The sequence below is a fragment of the Collinsella sp. SGI.241 genome, assembly GCF_050312955.1.
GTDB lineage: Bacteria > Actinomycetota > Coriobacteriia > Coriobacteriales > Coriobacteriaceae > Collinsella.
The window spans coordinates 43,445-57,561 of record NZ_JBNPKM010000003.1; the positions used below are offsets into that span (position 1 = coordinate 43,445).

The 14,117-nt window shown below is 59.9% G+C and carries 14 protein-coding genes; 13 read left to right on the top strand and 1 reads right to left on the bottom strand.

Features of this window, described 5'->3' with window-relative positions:
* Window position 1: 1 nt before the first annotated feature.
* From ACQQ92_RS02015 to ACQQ92_RS02075, 13 genes are all read left to right on the top strand, one after another.
* Entirely contained in the window at window positions 2–568 is a 567-nt protein-coding gene (locus ACQQ92_RS02015) for a hypothetical protein (RefSeq protein WP_154516184.1), read from the top strand.
* Window positions 569–581: 13 nt separating this feature from the next.
* Entirely contained in the window at window positions 582–2,651 is a 2,070-nt protein-coding gene (gene mrdA / locus ACQQ92_RS02020; protein WP_154516187.1) for a penicillin-binding protein 2, read from the top strand.
* 9 nt (window positions 2,652–2,660) lie between these two features.
* Window positions 2,661–3,887, top strand: coding sequence for an FtsW/RodA/SpoVE family cell cycle protein (locus ACQQ92_RS02025; protein ID WP_154516190.1), 1,227 nt, complete (start codon window positions 2,661–2,663; stop codon window positions 3,885–3,887).
* An 18-nt stretch (window positions 3,888–3,905) separates the two neighbouring features.
* On the top strand, window positions 3,906–4,835 hold the full coding sequence (locus ACQQ92_RS02030; RefSeq protein ID WP_427795656.1) for a YcjF family protein: 930 nt from the start codon (window positions 3,906–3,908) through the stop codon (window positions 4,833–4,835).
* Between the two features lie 9 nt (window positions 4,836–4,844).
* Window positions 4,845–6,722, top strand: a complete 1,878-nt coding sequence (locus ACQQ92_RS02035) for a TIGR03960 family B12-binding radical SAM protein (RefSeq protein WP_427795657.1) — start codon at window positions 4,845–4,847, stop codon at window positions 6,720–6,722.
* Entirely contained in the window at window positions 6,719–7,531 is an 813-nt protein-coding gene (locus ACQQ92_RS02040; RefSeq protein WP_427748093.1) for a TIGR03936 family radical SAM-associated protein, read from the top strand. The genes ACQQ92_RS02035 and ACQQ92_RS02040 overlap by 4 nt, the downstream gene beginning before the upstream one ends.
* A 67-nt stretch (window positions 7,532–7,598) precedes the next feature.
* A complete protein-coding gene (gene rplU, locus ACQQ92_RS02045; protein ID WP_035138585.1) occupies window positions 7,599–7,973 on the top strand; it encodes a 50S ribosomal protein L21 in 375 nt (124 codons plus the stop codon).
* Between the two features lie 33 nt (window positions 7,974–8,006).
* Window positions 8,007–8,264, top strand: coding sequence for a 50S ribosomal protein L27 (rpmA, locus tag ACQQ92_RS02050; RefSeq protein ID WP_154516202.1), 258 nt, complete (start codon window positions 8,007–8,009; stop codon window positions 8,262–8,264).
* 85 nt (window positions 8,265–8,349) lie between these two features.
* Complete coding sequence (obgE, locus tag ACQQ92_RS02055) at window positions 8,350–9,816, top strand: GTPase ObgE (protein ID WP_427795658.1); 1,467 nt, start codon at window positions 8,350–8,352, stop codon at window positions 9,814–9,816.
* A 3-nt stretch (window positions 9,817–9,819) separates the two neighbouring features.
* Complete coding sequence (nadD, locus tag ACQQ92_RS02060) at window positions 9,820–10,497, top strand: nicotinate-nucleotide adenylyltransferase (RefSeq protein WP_427795659.1); 678 nt, start codon at window positions 9,820–9,822, stop codon at window positions 10,495–10,497.
* Between the two features lie 87 nt (window positions 10,498–10,584).
* The gene (gene yqeK / locus ACQQ92_RS02065; RefSeq protein ID WP_427718844.1) at window positions 10,585–11,118 is read left to right on the top strand and encodes a bis(5'-nucleosyl)-tetraphosphatase (symmetrical) YqeK; all 534 of its coding nucleotides are present in this window, start codon (window positions 10,585–10,587) and stop codon (window positions 11,116–11,118) included.
* 27 nt (window positions 11,119–11,145) lie between these two features.
* Window positions 11,146–11,601: a ribosome silencing factor gene (rsfS, locus tag ACQQ92_RS02070; RefSeq protein WP_427718691.1), complete on the top strand. Its 456-nt coding sequence runs from the start codon at window positions 11,146–11,148 to the stop codon at window positions 11,599–11,601.
* 230 nt (window positions 11,602–11,831) lie between these two features.
* Window positions 11,832–12,581 carry a transposase gene (locus ACQQ92_RS02075; RefSeq protein WP_195838550.1) on the top strand — a complete coding sequence of 250 codons (750 nt, stop codon included), beginning with the start codon at window positions 11,832–11,834 and terminating at the stop codon, window positions 12,579–12,581.
* Between the two features lie 170 nt (window positions 12,582–12,751).
* Here the strand turns inward: ACQQ92_RS02075 and dinB are convergent, their stop codons facing one another.
* Complete coding sequence (gene dinB / locus ACQQ92_RS02080; RefSeq protein WP_427794791.1) at window positions 12,752–14,008, bottom strand: DNA polymerase IV; 1,257 nt, start codon at window positions 14,006–14,008, stop codon at window positions 12,752–12,754.
* Window positions 14,009–14,117: the final 109 nt, after the last annotated feature.

The following is a 14,117-nucleotide window of genomic DNA, read 5'->3' on the forward strand; positions in this document are numbered from 1 at the left end:
CATGGATCTACACGAGCAGGGGACTGGCTCCCGTGCCTTTGCAATCGCCGCTATCGTCTGCGTGCTGCTGCAGGCGGGACTGGCACCGCAAATCTCCATCGCGGGCGGCCGCGTCAACTTTATGATTATTTTGGTGTGCCTGAGCGTGTTTTCGGGCGACCCTACGCGTGCCGTCGTGTGCGGCTTTTGCAGCGGTCTGTTTTACGACCTTTCCGCCGCCGTGCCGGTGGGCGTTATGTCGCTGCTGCTGACCGTGGGCAGTTTTGCTTTGGTGCACAGCGCGGCTGGTCAGACGGGCGGCTCGCCGAGCGCGCGCGGCATTACCGTGGGCGCCTTTGCGCTTGCCATCAACGTGGTCTACAGCATCATCTTGCTGTTTATGGGTCTGGAGACGAGCTTTGTGGTGGCCATCTTTGGGCACGCTCTGCCGTCCTCGATCCTGACGGGCTTGATTGCCATTCCGTTTTTGATGTCCGGCGCCGCTCCGCAGTCTGGCTATGGGTTCTCCGCGCGCGGTGGGCGTCAGACGGGCATGCGCTTTAAGCCCAAGACCCGTAAGCTCAAATAGGGGAGGCCTCAAGATGTCTTCCCAGTTGACGGTTGTTGTCGCCGGTATCGCGCTGGTCGTGGCCATTGTGGTCGCGCTGGTCATCATGCGCCGCGGCGACTCCCGCTTTACCTACGACACACAGCACGGAACGGCCCCGCGCGCCACCGAGGGCGAGGGCAATACGGCCGCCACGGCCTTCAAGGGCCGTTTTTCCATCCTCACCACGGGCGTGGGCGCCATGTTTGCCGCGCTTGCCGTTAAGCTGTGGGGCATGCAGATGGTCTCGTCGGACTACTATGACAAGCAGGCCAAGAGCAATCAGACCCGTACCGTTACCACGCCGGCCGTCCGTGGCCGCATCTTGGACCGCAACGGCGTCGCACTGGTGCAAAACCGCCCCTCGCTCGCCGTCGTCGCCTATCGCGATCTTGCCGACGACAAGGTGCTGGTGCGTCATCTTGCCAACGTGCTCGGCATGCCGTATGTCGCGGTGCTGCGCAACATCCAGGACAATTCCGAGGGCGCGCAGAGCCTGCATACGATCGCGACTGACGTGCGCCGCTCTACTGTCGCCTACATTCAGGAGCACGCCGGTGAGTTTCCCGGCGTGAAGATCGCCGAGCGCACCGAGCGCCAGTACCCGTATGGCGAGACCGCCTGCCATATTTTGGGCTATACCGGCACCATTACCTCCGAGCAGCTCGAGGCGCAGAACAAGAAGTCGTCGGACGGCAACGAAAGCGCGGCTGGCCAGATCTCGTATCAATCGGGCGATATTGTGGGCCAGGCGGGCGTAGAGATTTACTACGAAAATCTGCTGCAGGGCATTCGCGGTGAGCAGACCGTGAAAGTTGACGCCTCGGGTAACGTTACCGGTCAAGCCGGCGCCGTTCCCGCCAAGGCCGGTTCTGACATTAAGCTTACGCTCGATCTTAAGATTCAACAGGCCTGCGAGACGGCTCTGGCGAATGCCATTGAGCTTGCCAAGACTACGGGCCATAGCAATGCCGGCAACGGAGCCGTGGTGTGCCTTGACCCCAACAACGGCGAGATCTTGGGCATGGCAAGCGAACCCAAGTTTGATCCTTCTGTCTTTATCGGCGGCGTTTCCAATGACGTGTGGACCGAGCTTAACGATGACGAGGGCTCGCATCCGCTACTCAACCGCGCCATTAGCGGCCAGTACATGTCTGCCTCGACTATCAAACCCCTCTCGGCGTTGGCTGGCCTCGAATTTGGCACGTACACTTCGAGTCAAACGACCAACTGCACGGGATATTGGACCGGCTTGGGCAAATCTTGGGGAAAATACTGCTGGCTGCACTCCGGCCACGGCACGATGACGCTGCAGTCCGGTATCGCTAACTCCTGCGACCCCGTGTTCTACGATATGGGCAAGGCCTTTTTCTACAACGACCAGCATCCCGAAGGCCTGCAAGAGGTCTTTCGCCGTTGGGGCCTGGGCAAGACCTGCGGCATCGACCTGCCGAGTGAGGGTGCGGGCCGCATTCCCGATGCAGAGTGGAAAGAGTCGTACTTTACCGACGCCTCGGCCGAGGACCGCAAGTGGAATGCCGGCGATATGACCAACATCGCCATCGGTCAGGGCGACATTCTGGTGACACCGCTGCAGATGGCCTGCGCCTACATGGGTATTGCCAACGGCGGCAAACAGTATGTGCCGCATGTGTTCTTGTCTGCTGTCTCGCGTGATGGCGACGGCGATGCCTACAAGTACAACGGCAAGGGCAAAAAGAAGCGCCTTGAGGCTCAAATTAACAACGATGCCGATCTTGCGCTGGTCCGCAACGGCATGCACGATGTGATTTACTCGGCGTCGACTTCGACCGCCGCGCACTTTAACTCCCTGACCCCTACGGTCTACGGCAAGTCCGGCACGGGTGAGAAGAGCGGCGAGGACGATTACGCGTGGTTTTGCGCCTACGCGCCGGCCGATGACCCCAAGTACGTGATTGCCACTGTCTTGGAACAGGGCGGTGGCGGCTCCGATACCGCGCTGCACGTTGTGCGCGATGTCCTCGGTGCGATTTATGACGAGCCTGACACGTCGACGGCCACGGGCGATTCCTCGGTTCGATAGGAGGTTGCGATGGACTTTTCGCCGGCGGACCTGTTCCGCTCAACCAAAACCGGCTCTCGCAGCAGCCTGGACCGCGTCAACAAGCAGATTTCCGCATCGCGCGGAACGTTTCGCCAAAAGGTGCACGTCGGCGTGCTGTTGGCGACTGTGGCGCTCGTCACCTATGGCGCCATTATTATCTGGTCCGCCTCGCAGTTTAAAGCCGACGCCTCGTTCTCGCGTCACCTGCTGGGTATCGGTATTGGCGCGGTGCTGGCGGTGCTCGTCTGGCGCACCGACCTGCGCGGTATTTCCAACTTTTCGACGGCCCTGCTCGTCATCGATCTCATCGTGATCTTCTCGCCTAAGATTCCGGGCCTGTCCTACACGGGCGGCTTGGGAATGACGGGTTGGATCAAGATTCCCGGTATCGGTTTAACATTCCAGCCCGTTGAGCTTGCCAAGCTCATCACCATCTTCTTTATGGCCACGCTTGGCTCGCAGTACAACGGGCGCATCGATACCGCTCGCGACTACATTAAGCTCTGCGGCATGCTGTCCGTTCCGTTTTTGGCCGTCGTCGCCATGGGCGATTTGGGCTCGGGTCTGGTCGTGCTGGTGTCGGGCGCCATCGTCATCTGCATGAGCGGTGCGCGCCGCGAATGGGTGCTGTCGACTTTGGCTCTGCTCGTGGGTTTGGTGGCGCTCGTCCTGGCGCTCGATTCGGTCTTCGATTCGCTGCTCGGCCACGATGTGCTCATTAAGCAGTACCAGATGAATCGTCTGACGGTCTTTATCGACCCCGACAACGCCGATTCGGACGATGCGTACAACCTGCAGCAGTCGTTGATCGCGGTCGGCTCGGGCGGTTTCTTTGGTAAGGGCCTGGGGCATGCGACGCAGTCGGCCGGCGGCTTCCTGCCCGAGTTCCATACCGACTTCGTCTTCGCCTTTTTGTCAGAGACGTTCGGCTTTTGCGGTTCCTTTTTGTTGCTGTGCCTGTACGTACTGCTCATCTTCTCGACGATCCGCGTCGCCTTTAAGTGCGAGTCTCTGTTTCTACGCTTGTCATGCGTGGGTATTGTCGGCATGTGGGCATTTCAGACGTTCGAGAACATCGGCATGTGCATTGGCATGATGCCGATTACCGGTATTCCGCTGCCGTTCATTAGCTTTGGTTCGTCGTCGATGATGATCCAGTTGTTGACGGTGGGTATCGTACAATCCATATGGCGGCATCGTTCGGGCGCCGCGTAACCGCTGGAGGGGTTTGCCATGAAGATTCCCGTGGAAAAGCTGACCCGCGCTTTTAAAATGGGCGCGACCACCAAGAGGGATTCCGATACGCCGGTGCGCGTTTCGGTCTACCTGGATTCGACCGCCTCGCGTTTTTTGGTCGAGACGGTGCGCGATGCCTTTGTGCCGCAGACGACCTCGGGTATTGTCCGCGTTGAGCGCCTGGGTGAGGAGCGTATCGTCCCCAAGACCGATACCGACGTGGTGCTGGTGCTTTCGTGCGGTTCCGACCGCCTTGAGAGCGCCGTGCAGGAGCTCGTCATTGCCGGCGCGCCCGTGTGCGTGCTGGCCGAGTCCGCTGTCGAGGTGCCTTTTATTCAGGAGTCCACGCCCATGCTCGGCGTGGTAGCGGCCACCGATAAGACGTATCTGCTCGAGACACTCGCCCGCTGGATCCTGGACCGTACGGAAAAGGAGACGGCCTTTGCGGCGAACTTTGCCTTTATGCGCATCGCCGCCGCCAACCGCATCATCACCTCGTGCGCGCTTACCAATATGGCGACGGGCGCGCTGGTGTTTTTGCCGGGGGCCGATTATCCCGTTATGGCGCTGGCGCAGGTTGGCATGCTCTTTGAGCTTGCCGCCATCTTTGGACGCGGCATTAAGCCCGAGCGCGGCTACGAGGTCGCGGGCGTGCTTGCCGGCGGCTTGGTAATGCGCGCCGTCACTCGCGCCCTGGTGAAGCAGACGCCGCATATCGGCTTTGCCGTCAAGGCACTCTCCGCCGCCCTCGGCACCTATGGCATGGGTCGTGCGCTCGTGTCTCTCTACGAGCGCGATATCGACTACAGCCGTGCCAACGAGGTGGTTGCCGCCACGTTCTCGCGCGTCCGCGACCTGGTGACCACGGTTGCCGGCGCTACCCGTCCCATGAATCCTTTTGAGGATGCATCCGATCTCGCTGCTTAGGGGTTTCTTTTGCGCGTTCCATACCAAGACTGTTTTCATTTGATTGAGCCGCTGCTCGCGAAGGTCGAAAAGCCGAGTCGCTATATCGACCACGAGTGGGGTACGCTCTCCAAGGCCGATGCCGACTATCGTTGCTGCATGATTTACCCGGACGTGTACGAGGTCGGCCTGCCCAACCAGGGTATCGCCATCCTGTACAACATCCTTAACCAGGCCGAGGGCATCTCCTGTGAGCGCGGTTATGTGCCGTGGCCCGATATGGGCGATGCCATGCGCGAGGCCGGTATCCCGCTGCTGTCGCTCGAGGGCGCAGCGCCCGTGGCCTCGTTTGATATCGTCGGTATGCACGTGCCGCACGAGATGGCCGTGACAAACTTTCTCGAGGCGCTCGACCTCGCCGGCATTCCGCTGCTGGCGGCCGACCGCACCGAGGACGATCCCATCGTCGTCGCCGGCGGACCTTCGGTTTATAACCCCGAGCCGTATGCGGCCTTCTTCGATGCCATCCTGATTGGCGAGGGTGAGGAGTCGCTGCTCGAGATCTGCCACCTGCATCGCCGCCTGCGTGACGAGGGCGTCCCGCGCGCCCAGATTGTCGAGCGGCTCGCGACCGTCTCCGGTACCTACGTGCCGTCGCTGTACGAGGTGCGCTATGACGAACCCTGCTCACCGCACGGCTATACCGTGCCGCGTGAGGGCAAAGACGTCCCGCCGGTGGTCTACAAGCGCGTCGTCGAGGACTTTGGCGCTACCAATCCATTGTCGCAGTCGTGCGTGCCCTATGCGCAGCTCGTTCACGATCGCCTGTCTATCGAGATCCTGCGCGGCTGCGCTCGCGGTTGCCGTTTTTGCCAGGCCGGCATGACGTATCGCCCGGTGCGCGAGCGCTCGGCCGACCAGATTGTGTCCTCGGTGATCCAGGGCCTGGAAAAGACCGGCTATGACGAGGTGTCGCTCACGTCGCTTTCGACCACCGACCACTCCTGCATCCGCGATGTGCTCGGTCGCCTTAACCGCCGCCTGGAAGATACGGGCATTCGCGTGTCCATTCCCTCGCAGCGCCTGGATTCGTTTGGCGTGGATATGGCCGAGTCGGTCGCCGGAGAAAAGAAGGGCGGCCTGACGTTTGCCCCCGAGGCCGGTAGCCAGCGCATGCGCGACATCATCAACAAGAATGTGACCGAGGAGGACGTGGACCGCGCGGCCAAGGCGGCCTTCGAGGCCGGCTGGAACCGCATGAAGCTCTACTTTATGATGGGTCTTCCCGGTGAGCGCGATGAGGATATCGTGGCCATCGCCAACCTGGCCGATCACGTGCTGGAGCTCGGCCGCTCCGTGGTACCCAAGGCGCGCCGCGGCTCCATCTCGGTGTCCATCTCGGTGTCGGTGTTTATTCCCAAGGCCGCCACGCCTTTCCAATGGTGCCCGCAGCTCGATTACGACGACGTCAAACGCCGCCAGAAGCTCCTCATTACGAGCGTTCGCAACCGTGCGGTCCGCGTGCACTACCACGATGCCGAGACCTCGCTTATCGAGGCGGCGCTGTCTCGTGCAGGCCGCGACATGACGCCTGTCATCATCGATGCCTGGCGTGCCGGTTCGCGTTTTGACGCCTGGGTGGAGCATTTCTCGCTCGATAACTGGAAAGAGGCCGCGGCCAAAAACGGCATCGACCTCAACGAGCTCGTGCACCTGCCCTATGAGCTGGACTGGCACCTGCCCTGGGAGCACGTGAGTCCCGGTTGCTCGCGCGGCTTCCTCGAGCGCGAATACCGCCGCTCGCTGGAGGGCGTCACGACGCCCGACTGCACCCGCACGTCGTGCACCGGCTGCGGAATCTGCCCCACGCTCCACGCCAAGAACGTATTGGTGGGTGATCGCGCATGAGTGAGCGCTTGACCGACAACCCCACGCTCTTTAGGCTTCGCGTTCGCTACGGCAAGCGCGACCGCCTTAAGTACCTGGGCCATTTGGAACTAATCCATACCATTGAGCGTATCGTGCGTCGCGCGGGTCTGCCTTATGCCGTGACGCAGGGCTTCTCTCCGCACATGCGCGTGGGCTTTTCGTCGGCGCTGCCCGTGGGCACGTCGTCGACCTGCGAATGGTATGACCTGTTTATGACCGAGTTCGTCGCGCTCGACGAGGCCTTTGGGCGCCTGGCCGCGGCATCTCCGGCCGATTTGGCGCCCATCGAGGCCGCCTACATCGACGTGCGCACGCCGGCGCTCACGGCCCAGCTCACGCGCCTGTCGTACCGTATCGACCTGCATCTGGACCCTGAGGCGCCGGTCGCTTTCGACGAGGTGCGTCGCGCAATCGACACGTTGCGTGCGGGCCACGGCATCGACTATGCGCGCGGCAAAAAGAGCAAGCGCCTGGACTTGGACCATACGCTCGTGGGCTACGAGCTTAAGGCGGGGGAGCGCCCGGACCATCTGGTGCTCATACTCGACACCCATGCCGACAACGAGGGCTCCATGCGTCCGGAAATTTTGCTTTCTGCTGCTGATGTTTTGTTGCAGGGCTTGACCCCGGGCGTCGATGCACCTATTGTTTCCACCGGTATGCAAGACCTCGTGACCATCTGCTCCTACGATGTCGAGCGTCAGAATCAAGCATGCGAAGACGACGAGGGCCGACTCGTCAGCCCCATACCTGTGCGAACTTGTGGATTTGCTCCACATACTCGTTGACGGGGGTATTATCGCCTGCTACTATATTCGGCTGTTGCACTAACTGATGCATGAAGGGCAAGTAAACATGTACGCAATCGTTAACACGGGCGGCAAGCAGTACAAGGTCGCCACCGACGATGTCATCACCGTCGAGAAGATCGAGGGCAATGAGGGCGACAAGGTCACCCTGCCGGTCATCTTCCTCAACGATGGTAAGAAGATCGTCACCGATCCCGACAAGCTGGCCAAGGCCAAGGTTACCGCTCAGATCGTTGAGCAGTTCAAGGGCGAGAAGCAGCTGGTCTTCAAGTTCCACAAGCGTAAGCGCTATCGTCGTCTGAAGGGTCACCGTCAGCAGCTCACCAAGCTGAAGATCGTGAAGGTTCAGGCTACCTCCCGCGCCAAGAAGGCTGTCAAGGCAGAGGCTGAGGCTGTTGCCGAGGCTCCCGTCGCCGAGTAGATTACACTCGTAACGAAAGAGTAGGTATACACAATGGCACACAAAAAAGGACTCGGTTCCTCCCGTAATGGCCGTGACTCCCGCGGTCAGCGCCTTGGCACGAAGCGCTTCGCCGGCCAGACGGTAACCACGGGCACGATTCTCGTCCGTCAGCATGGCACGCACATCCACCCGGGTGCGAACGTTGGCCGTGGCAAGGACGACACGCTGTTCGCGCTGGTCGACGGTACCGTTGAGTTCCACAAGGGTATCAAGCACAGGGTCAGCGTACGCCCGCTCGCGAACGCGTAATTCACCCTTCATAGAGCACATATGTGGGAGGCACTTGAGTTTTAGGATTCAAGGGTCTCCCTCTTTTTTGTTGGAGGCGATTCTGTTGTCACAGTTCACCGATATCAGCCGCATTAACGTTTGCGGCGGCGACGGCGGAGCCGGATGCATGTCGTTTAGGCGCGAGGCATTTGTTCCCAAGGGCGGCCCCGATGGCGGCGACGGCGGCCGTGGCGGCAATGTCGTCATCCAGGCCGATGCTCAGCTGTCTTCGCTGATCGATTACCGCTTTAAGCATCACTTCCGTGCCGAGCGCGGCACGCACGGCCAGGGCGCCCGTCGCAATGGCAAGAGCGGCGAGGACCTGATTTTGAAAGTTCCCATGGGCACCGTGGTCCGCGAGCTCGATCCCGAGACGCAGACCCCGATGTTCGAGATTGCCGACCTGGTGCACGATGGCGAGCGCGTTGTCGTGGCGCCCGGTGGGGCCGGCGGTCTGGGCAACACCCACTTTGTGACGTCGGTGCGCCGCGCGCCCGCGTTTGCCCAGCTGGGTGAGCCTGCCGAGGAGCACTTGATCGAGCTCGAGATGAAACTTATGGCCGATGCCGCGCTCGTGGGCTTTCCCTCGGTGGGCAAGTCCTCGCTCATCGCGCGTATGAGCGCCGCCCGTCCCAAGATCGCCGACTACCCGTTTACCACGCTCGTGCCCAATCTGGGCATGGTGCGTGCCGGTGAATATTCTTACGTCGTTGCCGACGTCCCCGGTCTCATCGAGGGTGCGAGTGAAGGCAAGGGCTTGGGTCACCAGTTCCTGCGCCATATTGAGCGCACTGCTTTGATTATGCACGTTGTCGATATGACGGGCGGTTTTGAGGATCGCGATCCGGTTGAGGACTATCGCATCATTAACCGCGAACTCGAGCAGTATGGTGCCGAGCTCTCGGAACGCCCGCAGATCGTTGTCGCCAACAAGTGCGATGCGCCGGGTACGGCCGACAAGATTGCCGACCTTAAGCGCGCGGCGCTCGACGACGGCCATATGTTTTTTGCCGTTTCAGCCGTGACGGGTGCCGGCCTCAACACGCTGATGCTTGCCGTGGGCGAGCAGGTGGCTAAGCTTCGCGCGGAGCTTGCGGTTTCCGATGAGCCGGTCGATTTGCGCGACGAGGAGTGGGAGCGTCGCCGTCTGCAGCGCGAGAAGCGCTTCCGCATTGTTGAGGAAGAGCCCGGTGCTTTCCGCGTGGTTGGTCGCGCGATCGAGCGCATGGTTATCCAGACCGACTGGGAAAACGAGGAAGCTGTCATCTACCTGCAGCATAAGTTTGCGCGCATGGGTGTCGACGACGCGCTCGAGAAGGCCGGCTGCCGTGCGGGCGACGAGGTTCGCATTTGCCAGCGCGCCTTTGACTTTGAGGGCGCCGAGGACTTCTCGGAGTTCGAGGAGGAGCTCGAGGATGCAGGCGTTGAGGTTATTGACGTAGCGGCCGAGGGTGCGGACGTGGCTCATGTCGCCGAGGGCTCCGAAGGCGCTACCGATGTCGACGTTGTTGAGACCCCGGAGGACGAGTAAGCCATGTCGCTGCGCGGTGGAGTCGGATTGCCAGAGCTGCCCATCAAGGATGGGCACGAGTTTCGGCTTGGCATTATGGGCGGCACCTTTGACCCGATTCATTACGGGCACTTGGTGACTGCCGAGCAGGCTCGCGAGTCGCTCGACTTGGACGCTGTGCTTTTTATGCCGGCCGGCTCTCCTGCCTTTAAGCTCGACAAACCGGTGACGCCTGCTGAGGACCGTTATGCCATGACGGTCCTCGCGACTGCCGCGAACCCGGCCTTTTTGGCAAGCCGCTTCGAGATCGATCGTGCCGGTGTCACCTATACAGCCGATACGCTGCGTGCCCTTCGCGAGTTTTACCCGCCACAGGTGAAGCTTTACTTTATTACGGGCGCCGATGCGATTATCGATATTGTGACTTGGCACAATGCTCATGAGATTGCCGAACTGGCAACCTTTATCGCTGCGACACGCCCCGGCTTTGACATCGATACGGCCCGGTCGAGGATTAAGGAATCGGGGCTGCCCTTCGATGTGCGCTATATTCAGATTCCGGCGCTGGCGATTAGCTCGACCAACATTCGCAAGCGGGTTGCCCGCGGCATGAGCGTGCGCTATCTTACGAGCGAGTCCGTGCTCGGCTATATCCGTAAACGCGGCCTGTATGCCGATCTTGGGCAAGACGATTTTGATTGACGGGGGGAAACGTTGTCGGTAGAAGATCAGTTTGAGGGCGACGAGCGCGCGCTCTTGACGCGTATCCACGAGTTGCTCGATGTGCGCATGAAGGATAAGCGTAAGCGCTACGTGCATTCGCTCGGGGTTGCCGAGACGGCGCTGCACCTAGCCGAGGTATACGGCGTCGACCGCTTTGATGCCGCTGCCGCCGGCCTGATCCATGACTGGGACAAAGTGCTCTCCGACGACGAGCTGGTCACGCGCGCTCTGCATTATGGCATTAAGATTGCCGGCTCTCCGTCTGCCGCGACGCCGCTTTTGCATGGCCCGGTTGCCGCCTATGAGCTTCCGCAGCTTTTTCCCGAGCTGTCGCCGGCGGTCTTTCAGGCTGTCGACCGTCACACCGTGGGCGCTTGCGACATGACGCCACTCGATATGGTGGTCTTTGTGGCCGATGCCATCGAACCCAACCGCCACGGCGATTATGCCCATGCGCTGCGCAAGATGGTGGGGAAGTCCTCGCTCGACGAGTTGTTCTTCTCCTGTTTTGCGCAGGGTCTGGTCTATGTGATCCAGTCCGGGCGCTATCTTTATCCCACGGCTATTACGATTTACAACCATTACGCCCAGCTGCGCTAGCTTGGGCTGTCTAGAAAGAGGTATTCCATGGCCGATGAGACCATGACCGACGAGCAGATTCTTGAAGGTGAGGAGCACAAGAGTTTCGTGGCCACGTCCGACCGCACCGCCGCGACGCTCTCCGCCAGCGGTGTCGCCGCCGAGGATGTCGCCCGCGCTGCCGCGCAGGCCGCCTACGACAAGAAAGGCGAGGACGTTCAGGTGCTCGACCTGACTGAGCTTTCCGATGTTTGCGACTACTTTGTCCTTGCTACCGGCACCAACAACCGCCAGGTTGATTCCATCGTCGACGAGATTGAGGAGAAAGTCGCCGAGGCTTGCGGCGAACACCCGTTTTCCATTGAGGGCCGCGAGCAGAAGACCTGGATGCTCATGGACTACGGTTCGGTTGTCGTCCACGTCTTCACTCCCGAGGCGCGTGAGTTCTACCGTCTCGAAAAGCTCTGGGGCGATGCTCCCCAGCTCTCCCTTGACCTCCTCTAGTAGCTCATTTGGGACGGGGCTTTTTTAGCTACCCTCAAGTATTTCGCCGGGCAGTCGCGTTTTTCCGCGGCCGCCCGGCTTTCTTTTTGCCCAAAAGTAGCTCATTTGGGACGGGGCTTTTTTAGCTACTACCTACCGTTCGCCGAACATCGCGATTTATAGCTCCCAGTACGTTTTTTTCTACTCTGGCTCGGGTAACGTAATTGTTATCTGTAGAGGAGGGGATGCGTATGACTCGGACTGCGCGAGAAATCTCTGTATATGGTTTTTACCATGTCGTCCAAAAGGGATGTGCCGACCAACTCATATTTGAGGATGACGAAGATCGGCTCTATCTGATTCGGCTGATTGCTTCGAAATGCCAGAAGTTTAAAGTGGATGTCATCGCGTGGTGCCTTATGGATAACCATATTCATCTTCTGCTTGACGACGAGCATGTTCATCTGAGCGATTGCATGCATTCGATTACGACGGCGTATGCCATGTATTTCAACTCAAAGACAGGCAGGAAGGGGCCTGTTTTCCAGGATCGATTTAAGAGTGTGCCGATCCTCGATGATGATCAGCTGCTCAACTGCGTGAGATACATTCACGACAATCCCGCGAAGGCGAGGATTGGGACCGCTTCGCTGTATCGATGGAGCAGCTTTCGCGAGTATATGGGATATCCGGGTATCTGCAAAACGGATTGCGTTCTTGGGTTGCTTGGTGACTCTCAGAGATTTTTTGCCTTCAGCACCTCGGGTGAGCCCAATCGCTATTGCTTCCGTGACGGCGCTCATGTGAGCGACACAGATGCGCTGGAGTTTGCGCAGGCGCTTCTTAAGCCGTACGAGCCTCATCACCTTAAGGCTTTGCCAAAGGGGGCGCGCGATGCCTGCATTCGTACTTTGAAGAGCGAGGGCTTTTCGATTAAACAGATCGTCCGTCTTACGGGCATTGGACACTGCACCATACAAAAGGTCAAAGTCAAAAAATAGCTCATTTTGGACGAGGTCTGTGTTGCGACCGCGTCAGGTATGGATTGGGTAGCTAATTTGGGACGGGGCTATTTTAGCTAACCCTACAAATCGTTGAGTTTTATTCCGGCCCCGGGTGATTCGCTGCCAGCTGAAGGGTAGCTAAAAAAGCCCCGTCCCAAATTGACTACTTAGTGGGAGGAGAAGCGTGATTGGCGGCCGAAGGATAGGGCGGTGTCGCCGAACTTGTCTCGGACTGCGTCGATGGCGACGGAGAGGTCACGGCGGTCGCTGGATTGGGCTCCGCGGTCGTCGACTTCGCAAAACAGGTCGGTCTGTATGCCGCCTTGATGATTGAAGTCACTCATGCCTATGCCGGCAAGGCGTACATGCATTCCTTCCTGCCAGATGTTGTCGAGCAACTCGATCGCTACCGCCACAAAGATGTTCTCGTCGTCGGTGGGATGGGGGAGTCGTCGCTGTGCCGAGCGACCGCTGCCGTACGAGTACTTAAGTTTGAGCGTCACCGTGGTGCCGGTAAGCCCCTGGCGGCGCAGGCGACGTCCGACGGATTCGCCCAATAGTGCAATCGCCGCTTCGATGTCCCCGCGCTCGGTCAAATCTTTCGCAAAGGTGCGCTCATTGCTTACCGACTTGACCTCACGCTCTTCATCGAGGCTCGTGACTTCGGAAACCTCGAGCCCCAACGCACGCTGGCGCATGCGCTCGCCGTTAACGCCAAAAATCGCAGACAGTGTGGATTCCGGTGCGCGAGACAGCTCGCCCAGCGTGTAAATCCGCATGCGGCGCAGCCGCTCCTCGGCCGAGCGCCCGATACCGCTCATGGCAGAAACAGGTAACGGTGCCAGAAAACGCTGCTCAGTTCCCGGGCGTACGACCGTAAGCCCAAACGGCTTGTCTCGCTCGCTTGCAATCTTGGCCACCGTTTTGTTGCAACCGACGCCGATGGAGCAGGTCACCCCCAGTGCCGCCACGCGATCGCTGATGCGTCGTACGACGAGCAGTGGGTCCTCGGGCGCAAAGCGGCCCGGCGTGATGTCGATAAAGGCCTCGTCGATGGACACGCGCTCAACGCGTGGTGTCTCGTCGGCAAGAATATTCATGACCTGTGCGCTGACCTCGTGGTAGCGATCGAAATGCCCGTGTGTCCAAATGGCCTGCGGACAGAGGCGGCGCGCCTCGGCCGAGGGCATGGCGGAGTGCACGCCAAAGCGGCGTGCTTCGTATGAGCAGGTGGAGACGACGCCGCGCGATTCGGCGTCTCCGCCCACGATAAGCGGCTTGCCGCGCCACTCGGGATGATCGAGCATCTCCACACTCGCAAAAAATGCATCGAGATCCATCAGACCCACCGCCGGACCCGTCCAGGGCGGCGGCGTGACGCCCGCAGTATCCTCATAACCGTATGTATGTTCGCATCTTTTCATGGCATGAGTATACCGCGCAGCTCATGTGGGGTGCGTGGATGTGCTTGCAAATCGCGAATTCTTGTCTAAGATATGGATTTGCCTTCGACTACACCGAAGAAGTTGGTCT

Excerpts from the sequence above, each read along its gene's own strand:
- yqeK (WP_427718844.1), top strand. The coding sequence starts at position 10,585 with ATGAAGGATAAGCGTAAGCGCTACGTGCATTCGCTCGGGGTTGCCGAG.
- ACQQ92_RS02040 (WP_427748093.1), top strand. The coding sequence starts at position 6,719 with ATGAGTGAGCGCTTGACCGACAACCCCACGCTCTTTAGGCTTCGCGTT.
- rpmA (WP_154516202.1), top strand. The coding sequence starts at position 8,007 with ATGGCACACAAAAAAGGACTCGGTTCCTCCCGTAATGGCCGTGACTCC.
- ACQQ92_RS02030 (WP_427795656.1), top strand. The coding sequence starts at position 3,906 with ATGAAGATTCCCGTGGAAAAGCTGACCCGCGCTTTTAAAATGGGCGCG.
- rplU (WP_035138585.1), top strand. The coding sequence starts at position 7,599 with ATGTACGCAATCGTTAACACGGGCGGCAAGCAGTACAAGGTCGCCACC.
- ACQQ92_RS02025 (WP_154516190.1), top strand. The coding sequence starts at position 2,661 with ATGGACTTTTCGCCGGCGGACCTGTTCCGCTCAACCAAAACCGGCTCT.
- mrdA (WP_154516187.1), top strand. The coding sequence starts at position 582 with ATGTCTTCCCAGTTGACGGTTGTTGTCGCCGGTATCGCGCTGGTCGTG.
- nadD (WP_427795659.1), top strand. The coding sequence starts at position 9,820 with ATGTCGCTGCGCGGTGGAGTCGGATTGCCAGAGCTGCCCATCAAGGAT.
- ACQQ92_RS02015 (WP_154516184.1), top strand. The coding sequence starts at position 2 with ATGGATCTACACGAGCAGGGGACTGGCTCCCGTGCCTTTGCAATCGCC.
- rsfS (WP_427718691.1), top strand. The coding sequence starts at position 11,146 with ATGGCCGATGAGACCATGACCGACGAGCAGATTCTTGAAGGTGAGGAG.
- dinB (WP_427794791.1), bottom strand. The coding sequence starts at position 14,008 with ATGAAAAGATGCGAACATACATACGGTTATGAGGATACTGCGGGCGTC.
- ACQQ92_RS02075 (WP_195838550.1), top strand. The coding sequence starts at position 11,832 with ATGACTCGGACTGCGCGAGAAATCTCTGTATATGGTTTTTACCATGTC.